This window comes from Streptomyces sp. NPDC046866, from assembly GCF_040704625.1.
Classification (GTDB): Bacteria; Actinomycetota; Actinomycetes; order Streptomycetales; family Streptomycetaceae; genus Streptomyces.
On record NZ_JBEYXN010000001.1, the window covers coordinates 452,367 to 472,301 of the forward strand.

Genomic DNA, 19,935 nt, shown 5'->3' on the forward strand with positions numbered 1-19,935 from the left:
CCTCGTTAGGCTCGACGCCATGAGTACCCAACTGAGCGCCGGCGGCGCCGAGGTGACCGTCGACCAGGACAACGGCTGCCGCATCAGCAGCCTGCGCATCGACGGGACGGAGCTGCTGCGCCAAGGCGCCCACTACGGGTGCTTCCCGATGGTGCCGTGGTGCGGGCGCACCGCGTACGGCGAGTTCCGCGACGGGGCCTCCGTCCACCGGCTGCCGGTCAACCAGCCGCCGCACGCCATCCACGGCTTCGGCCGCGACCACCCGTGGCGCCGGGCCCGCGCCACCGGCACCGAGGCGGCGTTCACCTACGACCTCGCCGAGCCGTGGCCGTACCCCGGCCGGGTCACCCAGACCGTCGAGCTGGGCGCGGACAGCCTGACGCTGACCATGGGAGTGGAGACGTACGGCGACTCCTTCCCCGCCCAGGCCGGCTGGCACCCCTGGTTCCTGCGCAACCTCGGCGCCGGCGGCGAGGACGTGCGCCTCGACTTCGACCCCGTCTGGCAGGAGGAGCGCGGCGACGACCACCTGCCCACCGGCAAGCGCATCGACCCGCAACCCGGCCCCTGGGACGACTGCTTCGGCATGCCGTACGGCGTCGAGGCGACCCTGACCTGGCCCGGCGAGCTGGAGCTGAAGGTCACCAGCCGGGCCGAGTGGCTCGTGGTCTACGACGAGCAGCCCGAGGCGGTGTGCGTGGAGCCGCAGTCCGGCCCGCCGAACGGGCTGAACACGCTGCCCCGGCTGGTCACGCCCGTGGACCCGCTGGAGGTGGCGATGACCTGGACGTGGCGCCGACTGGGGTGACGGGCCGGCGGAGCGACGGGCGGCGGCGGGGTGACGGGCGGCGGGTGCCGGGTGGCATGGCCGCCACCCCGGCGCAATTAAGCTCGGAGCATGACTGACGACGTACGCGATGCGCTTCTGCAGCAGATCAAGGACAAGGCCGTCGTGCACGGCAAGGTGACCCTCTCCTCCGGCAAGGAGGCCGACTACTACATCGACCTCCGCCGGATCACCCTCGACGGAGAGGCGGCCCCCCTGGTCGGCCAGGTCATGCTCGACCTCACCGCCGACCTCGACTACGACTGCGTCGGCGGCCTGACCCTGGGCGCCGACCCGGTCGCCACGTCGATGCTCCACGCCTCCGCCGCGCGCGGCAGCCGCCTGGACGCCTTCGTCGTCCGCAAGGCGCAGAAGGCCCACGGCATGCAGCGCCGCATCGAGGGCACCGACGTCAAGGGCAAGCGCTGCCTGGTCGTCGAGGACACCTCCACCACCGGCGGCTCCCCGCTGACCGCCGTCGAGGCCGTCCGCGAGGCGGGCGGCGAGGTCGTCGCCGTCGCCACCATCGTGGACCGCGGCGCCTCCGACGCCATCGCCGAGGCGGGCCTGCCGTACCTGACCGGCTACCGGCTGTCGGACCTCGGCCTGGCCTGACCCGGCGGCCCCCGGGCAGCCGCCCACCGGGCCCGTTCCGCATTCCGGAACGGGCCCGGGGTCGGGCGGCGGGGGTGCGGAACCCTTGAAACGACCTCTGACCTGCCGGTTCACTCTCCGGTGGCGCAGATTCCGGAATTCGTCCCTCCCGGCACGGGTCGAGGGTCGTGCGGAGTCTGGAAAGATAGGCGCGACGGTTACGTCGCCCCCAGGTCAGGGTTCAATCGCACACTCCCCGCACATCCAAGGAGCGGACAGATGCCCATCGCAACCCCCGAGGTCTACAACCAGATGCTCGACCGGGCGAAGGCAGGCAAGTTCGCCTACCCGGCCATCAACGTGACCTCGAGCCAGACCCTGCACGCTGCCCTGCGCGGCTTCGCGGAGGCCGAGAGCGACGGCATCATCCAGATCTCCACGGGTGGCGCCGAGTTCCTGGGCGGCCAGTACAGCAAGGACATGGTCACGGGCGCGGTCGCCCTGGCCGAGTTCGCGCACGTCGTCGCCGCGAAGTACGACATCACGGTCGCGCTGCACACCGACCACTGCCCCAAGGACAAGCTGGACGGCTACGTCCGCCCGCTGCTCGACATCTCCGCCGAGCGCGTGGCCAAGGGCCAGAACCCGCTGTTCCAGTCGCACATGTGGGACGGCTCCGCCGAGACCCTGGCCGACAACCTGGCCATCGGCCAGGAGCTCCTCGCCAAGGCCGCCGCCGCGAAGATCATCCTCGAGGTCGAGATCACCCCGACCGGCGGCGAGGAGGACGGTGTCAGCCACGAGATCAACGACGAGCTGTACACCACCGTCGAGGACGCCATCCGCACCGCCGAGGCCCTCGGCCTGGGCGAGAAGGGCCGCTACCTGCTGGCCGCCTCCTTCGGCAACGTGCACGGCGTGTACAAGCCGGGCAACGTCGTCCTGCGCCCGGAACTCCTCAAGGACCTCCAGCAGGGCGTCGGCGAGAAGTACGGCAAGACGAACCCGTTCGACTTCGTCTTCCACGGCGGCTCCGGCTCCACCGAGCAGGAGATCGCCACGGCGCTGGAGAACGGCGTCGTGAAGATGAACCTGGACACCGACACCCAGTACGCCTTCACGCGTCCGGTCGCGGACCACATGTTCCGCAACTACGACGGCGTCCTGAAGGTCGACGGCGAGGTGGGCAAGAAGTCCACCTACGACCCCCGCACCTGGGGCAAGCTGGCCGAGGCCAGCATGGCCCAGCGCGTGACGGAGGCCTGCGCCAACCTCCGCTCGACGGGCACGAAGCTGAAGTAACCACCCCGGCCGGGGGCACCGCCCCCGACCCCGAAAGGGCCCGGCACACCCCACGGTGCACCGGGCCCTTCCCCATACCCGCCGGCGTTTGAGGCGACTCCTCAGCCCCGCCGGCGTTTGAGGCGGACGGGGTCCGGGGCGGAGTCCCGGGATACGGAGAAAGGGCGGGGCGGGGAGAGGCTCCGCGCAGCGGTCACCGAGCCCCGGACAGCGACGCCGTGCCCACGTGGCTCCGGGGGACCCCACCCGCACCCCGCCGCGTGGCCAGCCGAGCCCTACCCCCCACCGGGGCGGCCACCGAGGCCGGAGCCGGAGCCGGAGCCGGCGCCAGGGCCGAGGCCGCGGCCGAGCCGGCGGCCGAACCCCAGAGAACCGAATCCCCACCCCCAAGGCACCGCACCGCATGCGCCACCGAAGCCAACGTCACATGCCGGTGCCACCCTGCCAGCGACCTCCCCGAGAAGTCCCGCAGCCCCACGTCCTGCCCACTCACCGCGGACGCCGCCGACACCCGCAACGCCGTCTTCGTCATCCGCACGAGCGTGCCGGGATCCGTCCGCACCATGTCGGTCACCCACAGCTGCGTCGGCAGCCGCCGAGCCGCCTCCCACTCCCCGAACAGCAGCACCTCGCGCCGCCGCCCCGGCGCCGGATCCGGCACCATCACCCGCACCGCCGCGACCAGCGAGGTCCGCCGCGCCCCCGGCACCGCAGGGTCGGGCCACTCGACCGGCATCCGCAGCCCCCGCACGTTCTGCAGGATGTCCCGCGCGGCCAGCGTCCCCGCACCGAAGCCGGGGAGCCGCGGGTCGGTCACCAGCAGCCGCGCCTCGGGGTTGATCCGCCCCACGACCGGCACCCGTGCCTCCGCGAACCGGTTCAGCGTGGCCCGGGTGGCGATGTCGCGGATGTCGAGGACCACCGGACGGGTGGGCATGCCGGCCTCCCGCACCGAGTTCAGCACGCCGGTGACCGCGCAGCCCTCGTACGACTCCTGCGCCGACTCCTCGTCGAGGAACAGCCGCCACCCCGCCGGCGTGACCACCGACGCGGAGGTGTACCAGACCCCGAACGCCTGCTGCCCGCGGAACATCTGCCCGCGGTGCGGGTCGAAGCGGTGGCCGGCGCCGACCGAGTGCTCGCCGCCCTTCGGTATCGCCATGGGCTGCGCCACCCACGCGTTCAGCGGCGCCGACTGGCCGAGGTACTGCGACAGGGCGGTCCGGATCGGCTGCCAGTCCCAGGTCGAGGCGGCGATGAAGTGGTGCAGGCTCTGCTCGACGGCGGCGGAGCCGCTGCCGTCTCCGCCGCTGAGGTGGTGGGCGATGTTGCGGATCGACTTGCGGCCCTCGGTGGCGAGCAGCCCGCGTACGTACTGGCGGCCGCGTTCGCGCTGGTCCTTGCGCCGCAGAGAGGTGAACACCGCCGAGCACAGCTCCTCGACCGCACCGTCGAGGTCGACGCCGACGCCGGAACCGATCCCGGCACCGAGGCGGGCACCGGCACCGGCACCGCCACCCGGCACGGTGGCGCCTGCGGTGGACCGGACGGCGCGGGCGGCACGGGCGGCGGCCGCGCCGGACAGGGCGGCGGCGGGTGCTGTGGCGGTGGCGGGTGCGGTGGCGGTGTTCACGACTTCCCCCTTCGTCGATGGCCCTTCTACGGTCCGCCGGAGCCCCCTGCCGGGGGGAGGTGTGCCGGGCACACGGCTGGGCCGCCCGGTGGTGGGGCGCCCACCACCCCCCGCCCACGACCGGGAGCGCGGTGGTGGGACCACCGCCGGACACCCGGTGGGGGCGGTGGGGGCGTACGCACACGACACCGGAGGCCGGAGCCGGAGCCACGGAGCCGGGCCACGGCCCCGGTGTCGCCACACCGCCGCGACACCGCGCCGGGAACCCGCGACACCGCCCCGCGACACCGCCCCCGCTGCGCCGCCCGATGCCCCAGACTTGATCCATGTCCATTCACCAGAACCTGCTCGGGGGCCCCGCCCCCACCCACCTGCCCGACGAGCCCGGCCGCGAGGCCATCGCCGCGGGCACGCCCGCCGTCGAGGTGGCCGCCGCCCACCCGACCTCGTCCCTCGCCTGGGCGGTCCTGTCCGACGAGGCGTTCGCCGCCGGCCGCCCGGTCGAGGCGTACGCCTACGCCCGTACGGGCTACCACCGCGGCCTCGACGCCCTGCGCCGCGCGGGCTGGAAGGGCCACGGCCCGGTGCCGTGGGAGCACGAGCCCAACCGCGGTTTCCTGCGCGCCCTGTACGCCCTGGCCCGGGCGGCCGAGGCGATCGGCGAGAAGGACGAGTACGAGCGCTGCACGACGTTCCTGCGCGACTCCTCGGAGACGGCGGCGCAGGCGCTGGGCGCCTGAGCAGGCCCCGACGGCCGGACCGGCACCGGAGGCCCGTGACCCGGCAGCTTGCCGGGCGCGGGCCTTTGCGGGCGCGGGCCTTTGCGGGCACCGGTCTCCGCGGGCAAGGGCCTCCGCGGGGCAGGGGCTCCCGCGACCCCATCGTGTCCGAAAAGTGTCTGTGAGCCCGGTCACGCATCATTGGAGGCGGCCCGGGAAGCAGTTTTATGATGCGGGCAGGGGACCGGGGCTCCACATACCCATTCGGAAGGAGCGGACCGCTACCCGGAAGCACGTGTCGAGGAGACAGCGATGTCTAACACCCTTGATGCCTCCGGAGCCGGTTCGGACACCCCGAACCTCGACTTCGACGGCACGACCCCGTACGAGGACTACGTCCAGGCGGACGTCCTCACCCACCTCCAGCACCCCCGCTCGGACGATCCCGGCGAGATGGTCTTCCTGGTGACGACCCAGGTCATGGAGCTGTGGTTCACCGTCATCGTCCACGAGTGGGAGACGGCCGCGAAGGCGCTCCGCGAGGACCGCATTCCCGTGGCGATGGACGCGCTGAAACGATCCCTCCGCGAGCTGGAGGCCCTCAACGCCTCCTGGCGCCCGCTCGCCCAGCTCACTCCGGGCCAGTTCAACTCGTACCGCGCCGCGCTCGGCGAGGGCTCCGGTTTCCAGTCGGCGATGTACCGCCGGATGGAGTTCCTGCTCGGCGAGAAGTCGGCCTCCATGCTGGTGCCGCACCGCGGTGCGCCGCGCGTCCACGCGGAGCTGGAGAAGGCCCTGCACGAGCCGAGCCTGTACGACGAGGTGCTGCGCCTGCTCGCGCGGCGCGGCCTGCCGGTGCCGCCGGCCGTCCTCGACCGGGACCTGTCCCAGCGGTACGAGGCCTCCGCCGAGGTCGAGGCCGTCTGGACCACCCTGTACGAGGACCCCGAGCTGCATCCCGACCTGCACCGGCTGGGCGAGGTGCTGACGGACGTGGCCGAACTGGTGTGGCGCTGGCGCAACGACCACCTCGTCGCCACGCGCCGCGCGATGGGCGCGAAGACGGGGACGGGCGGCTCGGCCGGGGTGACCTGGCTGGAGAAGCGGGCCGCGAAGAACGTGTTCCCGGAGCTGTGGACGGCGCGCAGCCATGTCTGACGTCTCCCTCGCTTCCGTTCGGGCGGACCTCGCCGCCCGCGCCGCCGAGCTCGACGCCGCCGACGACCTCGGCAAGCTCCGCGAGCGCTTCACCCTCCCCGACGGCGTCGTCTACCTCGACGGCAACTCCCTCGGCGCCCTCCCCGTCGGCGTGGCGGAACGCGTCGCCCAGGTCGTCACCCGGGAGTGGGGCACCGACCTGATCCGCTCGTGGAGCTCCGGCACCTGGTGGACCGCGCCCGAGCGGATCGGCGACCGGATCGCCCCGCTCGTCGGCGCGGCGCCGGGCCAGGTCGTCGTGGGCGACTCCACCAGCGTCAACCTGTTCAAGGCGCTGGTGGGGGCTGCTCGGCTGGCCGCTGGGTCCGCTGGGGTGGCTGAGTCGGCTGGGTCGGCTGACGGTGGTCGAACCGAGATGCTGGTCGACGCCTCCACCTTCCCGACCGACGGGTACATAGCCGAGTCCGCGGCCCGGATGACCGGTCTGACCGTGGTGCCGGTGGATCCGTCCGAGGCGCGTGCGGTGCTCGCCGCGCGGGGCGAGAGCGTCGCCGTGGTGCTGCTGAACCACGTCGACTACCGCACCGGCCGGCTGCACGACCTGCCCGGACTCACGCGGGCCGCGCACGCCGCGGGCGCCGTCGTGGTGTGGGACCTGTGCCACTCGGCCGGTGCCCTGCCCGTCGGCCTCGACGAGCACGGCGTCGACCTCGCGGTCGGCTGCACGTACAAGTACCTCAACGGCGGGCCCGGTTCGCCCGCGTACCTCTACATCGCCGAGCGGCACCAGGCGGCGTTCGACTCGCCGCTGCCCGGCTGGAACGGGCACGCGGAGCCGTTTGCCATGACCTCCGAGTACACGCCTTCGGTGCAGGGTGCCGTACGGGGCCGGGTCGGCACGCCGGACATCCTGTCCATGCTGGCGCTGGAGGCGGCGCTCGACGCGTGGGAGGGGGTCGACGTCGGAGCGGTGCGGGCCAAGTCCCTTGCGCTGACGGACTTCTTCCTGGAGTGCGTGGCCGCGTACGTGCCCGAGGGGAAGGTGGAGTCCGTCACCCCGGTGGAGCACGAGCGGCGGGGGAGCCAGGTCTCGCTGCGGTGCGAGAACGCCCGTGAGGTGATGGACGCGCTGATCGGTGTCGGCGTCATCGGGGACTTCCGGGCTCCGGACGTGCTCCGGTTCGGGTTCACGCCGCTGTACGTCGGCTTCGCCGATGCGGAGCGGGCGGCCCGGACGCTGGGTCACATCTTCGGGTGACGTTCGGGTGATGTTCGGGTGACTGCGGGTGGGGCCGTGGTGAAACGTCACGGCTAGGGGCGGGCAGGGTGTGATCCCTGCCCGCCGCCATCCGTTTCCATGCCTGGGGTTGTGGTGTGCAAGGGCCCCAAGGGACAGGCGGGTTCCGGCCTGATACGGTCCGGCTCTGCCGGATCACCAGAACACCGGATCACCGGAACACCAGTGCCCCACGTGCCGTGCGTTACCGAGAGGTTGAGCCGATGACGGACCCCGCAGTCGAACGGGACGCCGCCGAGGCGGCCTCGGCCTTCTCCCACCCGCCGGTCGCGCCGGATGCGACTGCTGCGTACGGGGATCACCCGGATCATGTGATCGATTTTTATGCGCCTCGGGGTGGGGACGCGGGTGCGGTCGGTTCCGCGCCGCTGGTGGTGCTGCTGCACGGGGGTGCGTGGCGGGCTCCGTACGACCGGCAGCACGTGTCGCCGTTGGCTGATTTTCTGGCTCGGTGTGGGTTTGCCGTGGCCAGTGTCGAGTATCGGCGGGGGAGTTCGGGGTCGGTGCCTCGTCAGGCCTCGGGTGAAGGCGGCCCGGTGGCGGGGCGGTGGCCCGAGACGTTCGATGATGTTGCCGCTGCGATGGATGCGTTGCCCGCGCTTGCCGCTGCCGCCGTTCCGGCCGCTGATCCCCGGCGTACGGTCATTACCGGGCACTCGGCCGGTGGTCACCTCGCTCTGTGGGCCGCCGCCCGGCACGTGCTGCCGGCTGGTGCCCCGGCCGGGTGGAAGCTGCCTTCCCCGCCGCTGCTGCGCGGCGTGGTGGCGCTGGCCCCCATCGCGGACTTCGAGGTGGCGGAGCGGCTCGGGGTGTGCGGCGGGGCCTCCGCGCAGCTGCTGGGCGGCGGGGCGCACTGGGCCGAGCGGGTGGCGTACGCGGATCCGGCGGCGCTGGTGCCGACGGGGATCGCCACGACCGTGGTGCACGGGCGGGAGGACATCGTCGTGCCGAGCGAGGTGGCCGAGTCGTACGTGGCTGCGGCAGCCAAGGCCGGGGAGACGGTCGGGCTGACGCTGCTGGACGGGGTCGGTCACTTCCCGCTGATCGATCCGGCCGCGGATGCGTGCGCGGTGGTGGCCGAGGAGATCTCGCAACTGGCTTGGTAGAGGCCGGCTGCGCGGTACAGCAGCAGCGCGTGCACGAACCGGTCTTCGGCGGTGGGCGGGCAACGCCAGGCCAGGGGCCAGGATCCTTCCAGGGCGGGGATCGGGAGGTAGGTCGTGCGACGGGGGCCTGAGGTGAGGCGCGTGAATCCGGGCGGCCAGACGCGGTAGGCGGCGCTGCCGACGGGGACGAGGAAGTAGACCGGGCGTCGGCCGTTGGCTTGGGTGATGATCGGACCGGGGTCACCGCCTGTGAGCGTCGCGAGGAGGTCGGCGAGCTTCCGTCCCATGTCACCGTCTACGCGTACGGCGTCAAATAGCACTCCTGCCTTGCGAATTCCGATGCCGGTGGAGGGAACCCAGCTCGGGGGGAGGGAGTTGGGGGTGCCGGTGGGAGTGCCGGTGGGGTGACTTTCTGTGTTCATGGGTCCAGGGTGGGGGGTGCGGTCTACGGTTTTCTAGGGCTCGGACTCAAGAGCCCGAAACGGTAGAAACTCGGCCTGCGCTGGTAGAGCCTGGTTGAGTCCGGTTGAGTGGGGGTGCACTCCATGGCCAAGGCCGCCAACAAGGAGACTGCGGGCGGTGTGATCCGCATCGTGTCCCACCTGGCGAGGGCGCTGCGCGAGCGGGAGAAGCTGACCCAGAAGGAACTGGGCAAGATGCTCGGGTACTCGGCGGCAGCCATCAGCGCGGTCGAAACGTGTGCGCAGCCTGCGAGTGACGAGATGCTGATCGGGCTCGAAGCGACCATCGGTGGTGGGCTGGGGGTGTTCGAGGTGGCGCGGGAGCTGGTGCCTCTGGAGCGCTATCCGGCGCAGTTTCAGGACTTCATCATGCTCGAACAGAAGGCCCTGAGTCTTTGTTCATTCGAACCGCAGGTGATCTATGGGCTCTTCCAGACCGAGGCCTATGCACGTGCGCTGATTGCCGGTGGCTACCCCGTGCTGTCGGAGCAGCGGGTCGAGGAACTGGTCGAGGCGCGCATGGCGCGCCGGGTCCTCTTTGACCGAAGGCCTGAAGCGCTCATCGAGTTCATCCTGGACGAGTCGGCTCTGCGGCGGGACATTGGAAGTAAGGGGCTTATGCGGGACCAGTGCCGCCATCTTGCGGAACTCGCGCGGCGCCGCAATGTGACAGTGCAAGTGCTCCCGCTGGATTGCGGACTGTCAGGCGAGCACGCAGGCGTCCGAGGGGGCGGCATGCACCTCATCGAGACCCCTCGACACGAGAGGTTGGTCTACATGGAGGTGCAGGACGAGAGCCTCCTTCTCAGTGCTCCGGCGAAGGTGAGCATGTACGCACAGCGATATGCGAAGATCCGCGCACAGGCCCTTGGTCCGCGTGAATCGTTGGGCCTCATCGAGCAGCTGGCGGGAGATCGGCGATGAACACCACGCTCCGGTGGAGAAAGTCCAGCCACAGCAGCGATGCGGGCGGTGCTTGCGTCGAGGTGGCGTACGAGTGGCGTAGGTCGAGCTACAGCGACCAGAGCGGTGGTGCGTGCGTCGAGGTAGCCGCCTGCCCGCACGCCGTGCACATCCGGGATTCCAAGGACCTCGGCGGCCCGACCTTCGCCGTGGCCCCCGCGGCCTGGGCGGACTTTGCCGCCTGGGCGGCGCGCTGAGCCGTAGACGCCGGTTCGGCAGCAGAGAAGTACCCCCCTCCCGCCGAGGGCCGGGCCCGGACGGTCCGTGGCGGGAGGGGGGAGGGACGGGCAGGGCGACGGACCGGCCGTGCCCACTGTCCGTACCTCCCTCGCCGTCCGTGCCCGCTCCCGGCGCGTCGGATCGCTACGTGCTTCCCTGGTCGGGCGTCTGCGGGTCAGGGGACGAAGATGCTGCGATTGCCGTTCGGGTGGTAGGTCTCGCCCGGGACGATCACCCATTCGACCTGGCCCGCGCAGTCGTAGTCGGACCAGACTGCGATGACGGAGTCGGTGTGGTTGGAGACCACGGGTGGGACGAAGTCGCCCAGGGGGTAGCAGCCGCTGGGCGAGTGGTGGGCTGCGCCGTCGATGATCAGGACGCCGTGGGCCGCGTAGGCGGAACTGGGGGTGGCGAGGGCCAGGGCCGCTGCCGTTGCGCAGACTGCGAGTGCCGTCTTCATGCGACGTACGGTAGGGGATTCGTCACGTCAGGTGCTGGAGGTCGCCGACTGCGGCCAGAAGTTGCAGGGGAAGCTCCTTGTCCCACTGGGCGATGGTGAGGCCGAGCCAGCGGCCGTCAGGGAGCGGCCAGGCCTGCAGGGTGGTGGCCTGCTGGCAGAGCTCGTCGAGCGGGGCGGGCGGCTCCTCGCCGTCGAAGCCGGCCTGGAGGTGGGCGAACAGGTCGATGGTGAGGTGGGCGCCCCAGCGGGTGGTGAGTGCTGTGGTCAGGGCCGCGAGGTGGGACTGCATGTCCGCTTCGGCTGCGAACCAGGCCTGGTAGTCCTCGACCTCCCAGAAGTCCTGGCTGGTGCGCAGGACGCGTATGGCCTCGTCGTCGGTCGGGGCGGCTTGAGCGAGCAGGGCCTCGATGGATGACAGGTGCTCCTGGAGGGGGTCGGTGGTCATGAGGGGAGGGTAGGGGCGATCGCCGACAAGAGACGCAGGTCACATTTTCGGGTGTCACATTCGGTGGGGCGGGGCCGTCATATGGGCGTAGCCATCGACTGGAGGAGCACACCATGAACGCTCGTCTGAACCTCTTCGGCAGCCCCGTGGCCGGCAAGGCCCTGAAGCACTTCGTGTCGGCGGGCAAGGCCATCTCGGACTCGGCGCTGCCTGCTTCGACGCAGGAGCTCGTGAAGATCCGTGCCAGCCAGATCAACGGCTGTGGGTTCTGCCTCGACATGCACACCAAGGACGCCGCTGCGGCCGGGGAGACCTCGGTGCGGCTCCACATGGTGGCGGCGTGGCGGGAGGCCACCGTCTTCACCGATGCGGAGCGCGCGGCGCTGGAGCTCGCGGAGCAGGGCACCCGCATTGCCGATGCGGCCGGCGGGGTGAGCGAGGAGGCGTGGGAGAACGCCGCCAAGCACTACGACGAGGAGCAGCTTGCCGCTCTCGTTTCGCTGATCGCCCTCATCAACGCCTTCAACCGGATCAACGTCCTGGTTCAGCAGCCCGCGGGCGACTACCAGCCCGGGCAGTTCGGCTGACGGGTGGTCGGGACGGCCTAGCGGGCCGCGCGACAGGCGCCGCCCGCTTCGTTCGCGGAGACGCCGGCCTGCTGGAGGCTCGCGACGCAGCTGGTCTGGTTGCCGATGGAGCCCTCGTAGCAGGCCTGGGCGGCGCCCGACACGGACTGCTTGCCGTGCGAGGCGAGGTACTGCTGGCAGTCCTGGACGCTGGCCGACGCGGCCGGGGCGGCGAAGGCGGCGAGGGCCAGGGCGGCGAGGACGCTGGGGACACGGGCCGACGGACGCATGCTGCACCTGCTCTCTCGGGCGGTCACGCGATCCGCAAGCGTGCCGAACCGCGGGCGGGGGGCGCGGAGCGGGCCTGACGGATATGACCGGCTCGACGCATCGGTCACCCCCGCCCTTCCGACGCTAGAACACCGCACCGACACCCGCACCACGGCCGTTCCCCTGCTCCTGGCGACTCCCGCCCGGGCCGGCCTCAACGGCTTCTTGCGGCCTGCTGTTCCGGGAGCTCGACCATGGGGCATGACCGGGAGGGGCGGGGCCGGGTTGCGGGCCGCCCGGGATCCCGCGCCTCCGCGTACCTCATGGCTGCGGGGGGCCGTCCAGGACGGCGTCGACCTCGATCTCGACGAGCCAGTCGGGGTCGATGAAGCGGGAGACCTCCACGAACGTGGTGGCCGGACGGACGGCTGCGAGCCGTTCGCCGTGGGCCTTGGCCGCTTCTCGCCAGCGGGTCACGTCGGTGAGCATGATGCGGGTCCGGACCACGTCCCGGAGCGAGGCACCCGCCTGGTGCAGGGCCTCTTCCGCGATGTCGAGGCAGCGGACGGTCTGGGCGTAGACGTCCCCCGGTGCTGTGGTGGTGCCGTCCGGGCCTATGGGGGCCGTACCGGCGACCGCGATGTGCTGCCCCTTGCGGACCGCTCGCGAGAAGCCGATCTGCGGCTCGAGCGGTGAGCCGGAGCTGACTGTTTTTCGGGCGTCTTCCATCGCGACATGCTCGCAGGTCGGCGGCCGCCGGGCCCGTCCCGGGTGTGCCGCGGGACGGGGCGCGGGGTCGGCGGTCAGACCAGGTCGGTCGTGGCTGCCAGGCGGGCGGCGAACTTGGCGAGGCGCTCACCCTGGTAGCGGGCCGCGGCCAGGGTCTCCTCGGTCACCTCGCCGCTGCTGCCCGGGTGCGAGGTGCCGTAGGGGTTGCCGCCCGCGGCGAAGATCGCCGGGTTGGTGAAGCCGGGGGCGACGATGACCGAGCCCCAGTGGTGGAAGGTGTGGTAGAGGGCGAGCAGCGTGGACTCGTTGCCGCCGTGGGCGTTGTGCGCGCTGGTGAAGCCGGTGGCCGGCTTGTCGGCGAGGGCGCCCTTCTGCCAGAGCCCGCCGGTGGTGTCGATGAACTGCTTCAGCTGGCCCGCGATGTTGCCGTAGCGGGTGGGCGAGCCGATCGCGTAGGCGTTGGCCCAGACCAGGTCGTCGAGCGTGGCGACCTCGACGTCCTTGGTGGCCTCGACGTGCTCGCGCCAGGCGGGGTTGGAGTCGATGGCGGCATCGGGGGCGAGCTCGGGCACCCGGCGCAGGCGGACCTCCGCGCCCGCCTTCTCGGCGCCCTCGGCGACCGCGCTGGCGAGCGCGTGGACGTTGCCGGTGGCGGAGTAGTAGATGACGGCGACCTTGGCGCTCATGGCGGACCCTCCGGTAAGTGGATTGCTATCCGGTTCGACGGGAGTGAGTTAACCGGATAGGAATCCGTTTTGCAAGGGTGTCCGGTAGCCTCGTTCCATGAGCCGCATCGAACTCCCCGTCGCGGGCCAGGCCCCGCCGGAGCGGGCCGACGCCGCGCGCAACCGGCGCAAGATCCTGGACGCGGCGGCGCAGCTGGTCGCCGAGCACGGGCCGGACGCCGTCAGCATGAACGCCGTCGCGCACGCCGCATGCATGGGCGTCGGCACGGTCTACCGGCGGTTCGGCACGGTCAGCCGACTGCTGTACGCGCTGCTCGACGAGGACGAGAAGAGGTTCCAGCAGGCCTTCCTGAGCGGGCCGCCGCCGCTCGGCCCCGAGGCGCCGCCGCGGGAGCGGCTGCGGGCGTTCCTGCACACCCAGGCCGAGCGGCTGGTCGAGCACCGCGCCGTGATGGCCGCCGCCGAGGCCGCCGCACCGGGCGCCCGCTACGCCAGCGGCGCGTACCTGACGATGCACACGCACGTCACGGTGCTGGTGCGGCAGATCTGGCCGCAGGCGGACGCTTCGGTCATGGCCCATCTGCTGCTCGCCCCCTTCGCCCCCAGCCTCTTCGAGCACCTCACCGTGGGCCGCGAGGTGTCGGTCGAGCGGATCAAGGGCGCCATCGACGCCCTGCTCGGCATGGAGTGAACGAAAAAGGGCGGTGCGCCGTGGCGCACCGCCCCCTTCGGGACGTTCCGGCTCGTTCTACAGGAACGAGTTGATCTCGATCGTCTCGTCGCGGCCCGGGCCGACGCCGATGGCGGAGATGGGGGCGCCCGACATCTCCTCGAGGGCCTTCACGTACGCCTGGGCGTTCTTCGGCAGGTCCGAGAACGACTTGGCCTTGGTGATGTCCTCGGACCAGCCGGGCAGGTTCTCGTAGATCGGCTTCGCGTGGTGGAAGTCCGACTGCGAGTACGGCAGCTCCTCGACGCGCTTGCCGTCGATCTCGTACGCGACGCAGACCGGGATCTGCTCCCAGCCGGTGAGCACGTCCAGCTTGGTCAGGAAGAAGTCCGTCAGGCCGTTCACGCGGGTCGCGTAGCGGGCGATCGGGGCGTCGAACCAGCCGCAGCGGCGGTCGCGGCCGGTGGTCACGCCGCGCTCGCCGCCGATGCGGCGCAGGTCCTCGCCGTCCTGGTCGAACAGCTCGGTCGGGAACGGGCCGGCGCCGACGCGGGTGGTGTAGGCCTTCAGGATGCCGATGACGCGGCTGATCTTGGTCGGGCCGACGCCGGTACCGGTGCAGGCGCCGCCCGCGGTCGGGTTCGACGAGGTCACGAACGGGTACGTGCCGTGGTCGACGTCGAGCAGGGTGCCCTGGCCGCCCTCGAACAGCACGACCTTGTCCTCGTCCAGCGCGTTGTTGAGGATCAGCGTGGTGTCGGCGACGTACGGCTTGATCTGCTCCGCGTACTGGAGCATCTCCTCGACGATCTGCGCGGCGTCGATCGCGCGGCGGTTGTACAGCTTCGCGAGCAGCTGGTTCTTGCCCTCGAGGGCCGCCTCGACCTTCTGGGTCAGGATCGACTCGTCGTACAGGTCCTGGACGCGGATGCCCACGCGGTTGATCTTGTCCGCGTACGTGGGGCCGATGCCGCGGCCGGTGGTGCCGATCTTGCGCTTGCCGAGGAAGCGCTCGCCGACCTTGTCGAGGGTGACGTTGTACGGGGTGATCAGGTGGGCGTTGCCGCTGATCAGCAGCTTGGAGGTGTCGATGCCGCGCTCGTTGAGCCCGCGCAGCTCGGAGAGGAGTACGGACGGGTCGACGACGACGCCGTTGCCGATGACCGGGGTGCATCCGGGGGAGAGGATGCCGGACGGGAGAAGGTGCAGCGCGTACTTCTGGTCGCCTACGACGACCGTGTGGCCGGCGTTGTTGCCGCCCTGGTAGCGCACCACGTAGTCAACGGATCCACCGAGCAGGTCGGTGGCCTTTCCCTTGCCCTCGTCACCCCACTGAGCTCCGAGCAGCACAAGAGCGGGCACAGGCGTACACCTCTTCCGGATGGGGCATGTCCTGGGTCAGGGGGCGTACGACGATGTACACCGCAGGCTGAGCCGTCGGACCGGTACCCCGGAATAGACGAAGGCCCTGGCGCAATAGCGCAAGGGCCTCTTGCACAAAGATGCTACCCGAGGAAGGACCGAGGTGTCGGCTCCAGAGCCCACCATGAGCCCCGCGGGCGCGCCGGTAGGCGGCCTGCTCGTGCTCGTCGACCCGGTCGCCCGCCGTCTTGACGGCGAGTCCGTGCGGATCGCGAAAGATGTCCTGTCGGCGGGGGCGGCGGCGAAAATCTGCCTCCCGGATTCGGCCGAGGAGTTTGCGCGGGCACTTGCCCGCCGGGGCCATCGGCGGCCGGTCATCGTGGGCGACGACCGGGCGCTGGTGCGGGCCGTCGGACTGCTGCACCGCGAGCGGGGGCTCTCCGAGGGGGCCGTCTCGCTGATCCCGGTGGGTCAGGCGGGTTCGCTGGGGCTCGCGCGGCTGCTGGGCGTTCCGCTGTCGGCGGTGGCCGCCGCCCGGGCGGCTCTGGACGGGGTCGTCGGCGTCCGCGACCTGCTCGTCGACGACAGCGACGGGGTCGTGCTCGGGAGCCTGCGGATTCCACCCGTTCGGCCGTCCGTGCCGCGGCCGGCCGGACCCTCGGTGCGCAGCGCCTACCGCTCGCTGGTGCGCACCCTGATCCGGCCGCCCGCGGCGGCGTCCGGCGGGGGCGGCGGGCACCGGCTGCGGGTCGAGGCCGACGGGGTGGTGCTGGCCGACGTGGACCGGGTGGTGCAGGACGTCTCGGTGGCGCCCGCGGACGGCGGGCTGGCCGAGGTGGCGGTCCGGGCGGACGGGAGCGTGGTGCGGGCGCGTGCCGGGGTGGTCACGGTGTCGGGGGCGGACTTCCGCTACCGGGCCGACGCCGCCGTCGCCGGTCCGGTCCGCAGACGGACCTGGACCCTGCGTCCGGCGGCGTGGGGGCTCGTCCTCCCGCGGTGATGCCTGCGGCCGGGGCCGCGCCGGTCCTCGCCGCCGCGCCCTCGCGCCGTACGAAGGGGCGGGAGGCGACGGTGACGAGGACCGACACCGCGGCCAGGGCGTTGATCGCGACCGCCGGTCCGGCCCACTGGGCGGTGGCGCCGGCGAGCGCGGCGCCCAGGCCCTGCCAGGTCATCCGGCCGGCCGACTCCACGCCCTGGACCTGGCCGCGGACCGGGTCGGGGGTGAGGGCGAGCAGCTGCTCCTGGAGCGGCAGCGTCGCCGCGAAGCCGGCCCCGGCGGCGCACACCGCGACCGCGGCGAGCGGCAGCGGCGGGTGGAAGGCGAACACCAGGTACGGCGCGGCCAGCAGCAGTCGCAGGCCGAAGGCGGCGCGGCGCCGGCCGTCGGCGGTGAGCAGCCGCCCGACGGCGAGGTCGCCGAGGAGCAGTCCGGCGGAGGCGGCGGCGAGGAGGGTCCCGGCATGGTCGGGGGCGTACGGGATGAACAGGGCCTCGCAGCCGACGACGAGCCCGTTGGGCACCCACAGGTTCAGCAGCAGAGCGCGCCGGCCCGGCCGGGCGAGGAGCTCGGCGTTGGCGGACAGGGTGGTGCGCAGCCCGGGGCGGCGGGTCGGCCGGATCGAGCGCTCGCGCACGGTCGCCGCGACGACGGCGAGTCCGAGCCCGGTCAGGGCCGCGGCGAGGGCGAAGACCCGGTAAGGGCCGAGGCGGTCCAGCAGCAGGGCTCCGGCGGCATAGCCGAGGACGGACATGCCGCCGGCGGTGATGTTCATGAGGGAGCGGGCGAGGGCGTACGAGGACTGCGGCAGGACCTCGGCGAGCAGGCCCATCCGGGTGCCGGTGCCCAGCGACTGGAAGAAGCCGGCCACCAGGAGCAGGCCGAACCGGGCGGCCAGCGGCAGCCCCGGCACCGCCTGGGCGGCGGCACCGGCGAGCGCGATGCACTGGAGGAGGACCAGGGTCCGGCGGGGCCGGCTGCCGTCGGCGACGGACATCAGGGTGAGCGCGCCCAGGACGGTGGCGAAGGTGGCCCCGTACATGCTGACGGCGGTCAGGAACGGAGAGTGGACGCGACGGTCGACGAGCGTGCCGAGCGCGAAGCCGGACAGGGTGCTCGCGGCCACGGTCAGGGTGAGGCTCGCGTACAGCCCGGCGAACTCGCGGTGGCGCAGCAGGGCGCGGTAGCCGGCGGGGGCGGTGGGCGTCGCGGGGCTTGCCGTGGAGCGTGCGGCGGGGCTTGCCGTTGGGGTGGAAGAGGCGTCGGAAGGCATGAAAAAAGCCTCCGAACGCTCCGCTGGGGGCGCCGAAGGCAGCGGATGCAGGTTAGCAGCCCGACGCGGGCCCCGGGAAGAACTCCCCCCGGGGCCGGGCGAGATGGCCGGGCGTCAGAACTCGACGAGCAGTTCGCGCAGGCCGCGGATGACGTAGCCCTCCTGCCACTGCGGCTCGCGCACGAGCTTCAGCGGCGGGACCCCCTCCGCCAGCAGCGCCCCGAAGGAGGCGGTCAGCTCGCGGCGCGCCAGGGGAGCGCCCAGGCAGTAGTGGATTCCGGCGCCGAAGCTCAGATGGGGGTTGTCCACCCGGTCGAGGTCCAGGGCGTCGGGGTTCTCGAAGCGCGCCGGGTCGCGGTTGGCGGACCCGAAGAGGAGCGCGACCTCGGCCCCGCGGGGGACGGTGGTGTCCCCGATCCGGATGTCCTCGAGCACCCAGCGCTCGAACATCTGCAGCGGCGTGTCGTAGCGCATCAGCTCGTCCACAGCTGTGGACAACTTTTCGGGACGGAGTGCGGCGAGCTGCTCGGGGTTGCGGAACAGCGACCACCAGCCGTTGACGGTGGTGTTCACCGTCGCCTCGTGCCCGGCGTTGAGCAGCAGGACGCAGGTGGAGATCATCTCCTGCTCGCTCAGCCGCCCCTCGTCGTCATCGTGGGCGGCGATCAGCGCGGAGATCAAATCCTCGCCCGGCGCCTTGCGGCGCTGCGCGATCAGCTCCCGCAGGTACGCGCTGAACTCCACGCTGGCCCGGACGGCCCGCCGCGCGGTCTCCTCGTCGGGATGCAGCTCGAACATCCCGCAGATCGCCGCCGACCAGGGCCGCAGCAGCCCCCGGTCCGCCTCCGGCACCCCCAGCAGCTCCGCGATCACCGCCACCGGCAGCGGCTCGGCGACCACCGTGAGCAGATCGCCGCCGCCCTCGGCCAGCAGCCGGCCCACCAGCTCCCCGGCCAGCCGGTCCACCGCGGGCGCCAGCCGCTCCACGGTCCGCGGCGTGAACGCCTTCGACACCAGGCGCCGGACCCGGCCGTGCGCCGGGTCCTCCAGGTCCAGCAGGCCGTTGTCGTTGAGCACGTGGAACGGCTCGTGCTCCGGCGGCGGCGCCTGCCGCCCGAACTCCTCGTGCGAGAAGCGGTGCAGGTAGGTCCGCCCCAGCCGCCGGTCGCGCAGCAGCGCGCTCACGTCGGCGTGGTGCGGCACCAGCCACTGCCCGGTTGCCTCGCACCAGACGGCCCGGCCCTGCTCCCGCAGCTCCCGGTAGGCGGGGTACGGATCGGCGACGAATGCGGCGTCCCACGGATCAAAGCCCATGGCCGCAGCCTAGGCGGTGGGGTGCGGATCCTGCCGGTGGACCGGGGCGTCCGCCGCAGGGTCCGCCGGGCGGGTGCGGAGCCGTCCGGCGGCCCGGAGCCGGGCCAGCCGCCGGTGTTCCCGGGCGGCCCAGCGCCGGACCCGGTCGGACTCCAGGGGGCTGCCGTGTCCCACGTGGAGCCTGGTGGCGCCCAGGTCGAGCATCCGCTGCAGGCTGGCCAGATTGCCCAGGGGGTCGTCGTGGAAGGGAGGGTTGGCCGGCCTGCCCGGGATGAGGCCCATGAAGGAATTGGCGATCAGGTCGCCCGCGACGAGCTCGCCCTCGTCGGTGAGGACCGAGACCGAGCCCGCGGTGTGCCCGGGCGTGGGCATGATGCGCCCCGCGATCCCGAAGCCGGACAGGTCGGTCTCGCCCCGGACCAGCACCTGCGGTTCGAGCGGCTCGGCGCGGACGTGCAGCTTCCCGTTGCGCGCCATGAGCCGGCCCATCGGCCCGGTGGGCAGGTACGGTTCGCGGACCCGGCCGGTGCGGTACGGCAGGAGGTCGGCGATGTGGCCGGCGACGGGCGCCCCGGTCAGGCGGGCGAGTTCCGCGGCGGAGCCGAAGTGGTCGATGTGGCCGTGGGTCAGGACGATCAGCGCCACGTCGGCCGGGTCCACGCCGTGCGCGGCGATCGCGTCGTGGATCCTGCGGCCGCTGCCGGGCGTTCCGGCGTCGACGACCACGGGGCGGCGGCCGAGCAGCAGGTAGGCGTTGATGCTGTGCCGGCCCATGACCGGGATCGGGATGATGCGGGTACGGGACACGGTGTGTTCTCCCTGGTGTGGGTGGGATGTGCCGGGCGTGCGGGCACGACCGTGTGCCGCCGGGCGGCGCGGGGC

Annotated in this window: 23 protein-coding genes; 12 read left to right on the top strand and 11 right to left on the bottom strand. The window is 72.3% G+C overall.

The genetic code is table 11. The features are described from left to right. The first annotated feature begins 19 nt into the window (after positions 1-19). The 3 genes from AB0953_RS02110 to fbaA all read left to right on the top strand — a co-directional run bounded on the left by AB0953_RS02110 (position 20) and on the right by fbaA (position 2,722). A complete protein-coding gene (locus tag AB0953_RS02110) occupies positions 20-808 on the top strand; it encodes an aldose 1-epimerase (RefSeq protein WP_366857423.1) in 789 nt (262 codons plus the stop codon). Between the two features lie 90 nt (positions 809-898). Next, the gene (gene pyrE / locus AB0953_RS02115; RefSeq protein ID WP_366857424.1) at positions 899-1,441 is read left to right on the top strand and encodes an orotate phosphoribosyltransferase; all 543 of its coding nucleotides are present in this window, start codon (positions 899-901) and stop codon (positions 1,439-1,441) included. A 258-nt stretch (positions 1,442-1,699) separates the two neighbouring features. Next, positions 1,700-2,722 carry a class II fructose-bisphosphate aldolase gene (gene fbaA, locus AB0953_RS02120; protein ID WP_366857425.1) on the top strand — a complete coding sequence of 341 codons (1,023 nt, stop codon included), beginning with the start codon at positions 1,700-1,702 and terminating at the stop codon, positions 2,720-2,722. Between the two features lie 193 nt (positions 2,723-2,915). Here fbaA and AB0953_RS02125 read toward each other — a convergent pair whose 3' ends face one another. Beyond that, entirely contained in the window at positions 2,916-4,355 is a 1,440-nt protein-coding gene (locus AB0953_RS02125; protein ID WP_366857427.1) for a transposase, read from the bottom strand. 326 nt (positions 4,356-4,681) lie between these two features. Here AB0953_RS02125 and AB0953_RS02130 point away from each other — a divergent pair, with 326 nt between their 5' ends. The 4 genes from AB0953_RS02130 (at position 4,682) to AB0953_RS02145 (ending at position 8,635) form a co-directional block, all read left to right on the top strand. Further along, positions 4,682-5,095 (top strand): DUF3151 domain-containing protein, encoded by a 414-nt coding sequence (locus tag AB0953_RS02130; protein ID WP_366857428.1) that lies wholly within the window; start codon positions 4,682-4,684, stop codon positions 5,093-5,095. Positions 5,096-5,386: 291 nt separating this feature from the next. After that, positions 5,387-6,232, top strand: a complete 846-nt coding sequence (locus tag AB0953_RS02135) for a tryptophan 2,3-dioxygenase (protein WP_366857429.1) — start codon at positions 5,387-5,389, stop codon at positions 6,230-6,232. After that, positions 6,225-7,490, top strand: coding sequence for a kynureninase (gene kynU / locus AB0953_RS02140; RefSeq protein WP_366857430.1), 1,266 nt, complete (start codon positions 6,225-6,227; stop codon positions 7,488-7,490). Before AB0953_RS02135 ends, kynU begins: the two co-directional genes overlap by 8 nt. Positions 7,491-7,732: 242 nt before the next feature. Then, positions 7,733-8,635: an alpha/beta hydrolase gene (locus AB0953_RS02145; RefSeq protein ID WP_366857431.1), complete on the top strand. Its 903-nt coding sequence runs from the start codon at positions 7,733-7,735 to the stop codon at positions 8,633-8,635. Here the strand turns inward: AB0953_RS02145 and AB0953_RS02150 are convergent. After that, positions 8,560-8,922 carry a hypothetical protein gene (locus tag AB0953_RS02150; RefSeq protein WP_366857432.1) on the bottom strand — a complete coding sequence of 121 codons (363 nt, stop codon included), beginning with the start codon at positions 8,920-8,922 and terminating at the stop codon, positions 8,560-8,562. The genes AB0953_RS02145 and AB0953_RS02150 overlap by 76 nt on opposite strands. 258 nt (positions 8,923-9,180) lie before the next feature. Between AB0953_RS02150 and AB0953_RS02155 the strand changes: the two genes are divergently transcribed. Both AB0953_RS02155 and AB0953_RS02160 read left to right on the top strand, forming a co-directional pair. Next, positions 9,181-10,020 (top strand): helix-turn-helix transcriptional regulator, encoded by an 840-nt coding sequence (locus AB0953_RS02155; RefSeq protein WP_366857433.1) that lies wholly within the window; start codon positions 9,181-9,183, stop codon positions 10,018-10,020. Beyond that, positions 10,017-10,256: a DUF397 domain-containing protein gene (locus AB0953_RS02160; protein WP_366857434.1), complete on the top strand. Its 240-nt coding sequence runs from the start codon at positions 10,017-10,019 to the stop codon at positions 10,254-10,256. Before AB0953_RS02155 ends, AB0953_RS02160 begins: the two co-directional genes overlap by 4 nt. Before the next feature lie 197 nt (positions 10,257-10,453). On the opposite strand, the gene AB0953_RS02165 is transcribed toward AB0953_RS02160, so the two are convergent. Together AB0953_RS02165 and AB0953_RS02170 are read right to left on the bottom strand one after the other, a co-directional pair. Continuing rightward, positions 10,454-10,738, bottom strand: coding sequence for a hypothetical protein (locus AB0953_RS02165; protein WP_366857435.1), 285 nt, complete (start codon positions 10,736-10,738; stop codon positions 10,454-10,456). A 22-nt stretch (positions 10,739-10,760) separates the two neighbouring features. Continuing rightward, complete coding sequence (locus AB0953_RS02170; protein WP_366857436.1) at positions 10,761-11,183, bottom strand: hypothetical protein; 423 nt, start codon at positions 11,181-11,183, stop codon at positions 10,761-10,763. Positions 11,184-11,296: 113 nt separating this feature from the next. Here AB0953_RS02170 and AB0953_RS02175 point away from each other — a divergent pair, with 113 nt between their 5' ends. Then, positions 11,297-11,770: a carboxymuconolactone decarboxylase family protein gene (locus AB0953_RS02175; RefSeq protein WP_366857437.1), complete on the top strand. Its 474-nt coding sequence runs from the start codon at positions 11,297-11,299 to the stop codon at positions 11,768-11,770. 17 nt (positions 11,771-11,787) lie between these two features. On the opposite strand, the gene AB0953_RS02180 is transcribed toward AB0953_RS02175, so the two are convergent. The 3 genes from AB0953_RS02180 to wrbA all read right to left on the bottom strand — a co-directional run bounded on the left by AB0953_RS02180 (position 11,788) and on the right by wrbA (position 13,434). Then, positions 11,788-12,039, bottom strand: coding sequence for a hypothetical protein (locus tag AB0953_RS02180; protein WP_366857438.1), 252 nt, complete (start codon positions 12,037-12,039; stop codon positions 11,788-11,790). A 301-nt stretch (positions 12,040-12,340) separates the two neighbouring features. After that, complete coding sequence (locus AB0953_RS02185; protein WP_366857439.1) at positions 12,341-12,748, bottom strand: RidA family protein; 408 nt, start codon at positions 12,746-12,748, stop codon at positions 12,341-12,343. Between the two features lie 74 nt (positions 12,749-12,822). Next, positions 12,823-13,434: an NAD(P)H:quinone oxidoreductase gene (gene wrbA, locus AB0953_RS02190; protein WP_366857440.1), complete on the bottom strand. Its 612-nt coding sequence runs from the start codon at positions 13,432-13,434 to the stop codon at positions 12,823-12,825. A gap of 97 nt (positions 13,435-13,531) precedes the next feature. Here wrbA and AB0953_RS02195 point away from each other — a divergent pair, with 97 nt between their 5' ends. Then, positions 13,532-14,125: a TetR/AcrR family transcriptional regulator gene (locus AB0953_RS02195; protein WP_366857441.1), complete on the top strand. Its 594-nt coding sequence runs from the start codon at positions 13,532-13,534 to the stop codon at positions 14,123-14,125. Positions 14,126-14,182: 57 nt separating this feature from the next. On the opposite strand, the gene AB0953_RS02200 is transcribed toward AB0953_RS02195, so the two are convergent. Further along, the gene (locus tag AB0953_RS02200; protein ID WP_362167413.1) at positions 14,183-15,466 is read right to left on the bottom strand and encodes an adenylosuccinate synthase; all 1,284 of its coding nucleotides are present in this window, start codon (positions 15,464-15,466) and stop codon (positions 14,183-14,185) included. Positions 15,467-15,650: 184 nt separating this feature from the next. Between AB0953_RS02200 and AB0953_RS02205 the strand changes: the two genes are divergently transcribed. Beyond that, positions 15,651-16,466, top strand: coding sequence for a diacylglycerol kinase (locus AB0953_RS02205; RefSeq protein WP_366857668.1), 816 nt, complete (start codon positions 15,651-15,653; stop codon positions 16,464-16,466). Here AB0953_RS02205 and AB0953_RS02210 read toward each other — a convergent pair. The 3 genes from AB0953_RS02210 to AB0953_RS02220 form a co-directional block, all read right to left on the bottom strand. Continuing rightward, entirely contained in the window at positions 16,351-17,739 is a 1,389-nt protein-coding gene (locus AB0953_RS02210) for a hypothetical protein (protein WP_366857442.1), read from the bottom strand. The two genes, AB0953_RS02205 and AB0953_RS02210, sit on opposite strands and share 116 nt — an antisense overlap. Before the next feature lie 114 nt (positions 17,740-17,853). Next, positions 17,854-19,053 (bottom strand): cytochrome P450, encoded by a 1,200-nt coding sequence (locus AB0953_RS02215; RefSeq protein ID WP_366857443.1) that lies wholly within the window; start codon positions 19,051-19,053, stop codon positions 17,854-17,856. A 9-nt stretch (positions 19,054-19,062) separates the two neighbouring features. Continuing rightward, the gene (locus AB0953_RS02220; protein WP_366857444.1) at positions 19,063-19,860 is read right to left on the bottom strand and encodes an MBL fold metallo-hydrolase; all 798 of its coding nucleotides are present in this window, start codon (positions 19,858-19,860) and stop codon (positions 19,063-19,065) included. Between the last annotated feature and the right edge of the window lie 75 nt (positions 19,861-19,935).

Excerpts from the sequence above, each read along its gene's own strand:
- AB0953_RS02130 (WP_366857428.1), top strand. The coding sequence starts at position 4,682 with ATGTCCATTCACCAGAACCTGCTCGGGGGCCCCGCCCCCACCCACCTG.
- AB0953_RS02195 (WP_366857441.1), top strand. The coding sequence starts at position 13,532 with ATGAGCCGCATCGAACTCCCCGTCGCGGGCCAGGCCCCGCCGGAGCGG.
- AB0953_RS02185 (WP_366857439.1), bottom strand. The coding sequence starts at position 12,748 with ATGGAAGACGCCCGAAAAACAGTCAGCTCCGGCTCACCGCTCGAGCCG.
- AB0953_RS02135 (WP_366857429.1), top strand. The coding sequence starts at position 5,387 with ATGTCTAACACCCTTGATGCCTCCGGAGCCGGTTCGGACACCCCGAAC.
- AB0953_RS02160 (WP_366857434.1), top strand. The coding sequence starts at position 10,017 with ATGAACACCACGCTCCGGTGGAGAAAGTCCAGCCACAGCAGCGATGCG.
- AB0953_RS02150 (WP_366857432.1), bottom strand. The coding sequence starts at position 8,922 with ATGGGACGGAAGCTCGCCGACCTCCTCGCGACGCTCACAGGCGGTGAC.
- AB0953_RS02110 (WP_366857423.1), top strand. The coding sequence starts at position 20 with ATGAGTACCCAACTGAGCGCCGGCGGCGCCGAGGTGACCGTCGACCAG.
- wrbA (WP_366857440.1), bottom strand. The coding sequence starts at position 13,434 with ATGAGCGCCAAGGTCGCCGTCATCTACTACTCCGCCACCGGCAACGTC.
- AB0953_RS02205 (WP_366857668.1), top strand. The coding sequence starts at position 15,651 with ATGAGCCCCGCGGGCGCGCCGGTAGGCGGCCTGCTCGTGCTCGTCGAC.
- AB0953_RS02170 (WP_366857436.1), bottom strand. The coding sequence starts at position 11,183 with ATGACCACCGACCCCCTCCAGGAGCACCTGTCATCCATCGAGGCCCTG.
- AB0953_RS02175 (WP_366857437.1), top strand. The coding sequence starts at position 11,297 with ATGAACGCTCGTCTGAACCTCTTCGGCAGCCCCGTGGCCGGCAAGGCC.
- fbaA (WP_366857425.1), top strand. The coding sequence starts at position 1,700 with ATGCCCATCGCAACCCCCGAGGTCTACAACCAGATGCTCGACCGGGCG.
- AB0953_RS02145 (WP_366857431.1), top strand. The coding sequence starts at position 7,733 with ATGACGGACCCCGCAGTCGAACGGGACGCCGCCGAGGCGGCCTCGGCC.
- kynU (WP_366857430.1), top strand. The coding sequence starts at position 6,225 with ATGTCTGACGTCTCCCTCGCTTCCGTTCGGGCGGACCTCGCCGCCCGC.
- pyrE (WP_366857424.1), top strand. The coding sequence starts at position 899 with ATGACTGACGACGTACGCGATGCGCTTCTGCAGCAGATCAAGGACAAG.
- AB0953_RS02215 (WP_366857443.1), bottom strand. The coding sequence starts at position 19,053 with ATGGGCTTTGATCCGTGGGACGCCGCATTCGTCGCCGATCCGTACCCC.
- AB0953_RS02155 (WP_366857433.1), top strand. The coding sequence starts at position 9,181 with ATGGCCAAGGCCGCCAACAAGGAGACTGCGGGCGGTGTGATCCGCATC.
- AB0953_RS02210 (WP_366857442.1), bottom strand. The coding sequence starts at position 17,739 with ATGCCTTCCGACGCCTCTTCCACCCCAACGGCAAGCCCCGCCGCACGC.
- AB0953_RS02180 (WP_366857438.1), bottom strand. The coding sequence starts at position 12,039 with ATGCGTCCGTCGGCCCGTGTCCCCAGCGTCCTCGCCGCCCTGGCCCTC.
- AB0953_RS02165 (WP_366857435.1), bottom strand. The coding sequence starts at position 10,738 with ATGAAGACGGCACTCGCAGTCTGCGCAACGGCAGCGGCCCTGGCCCTC.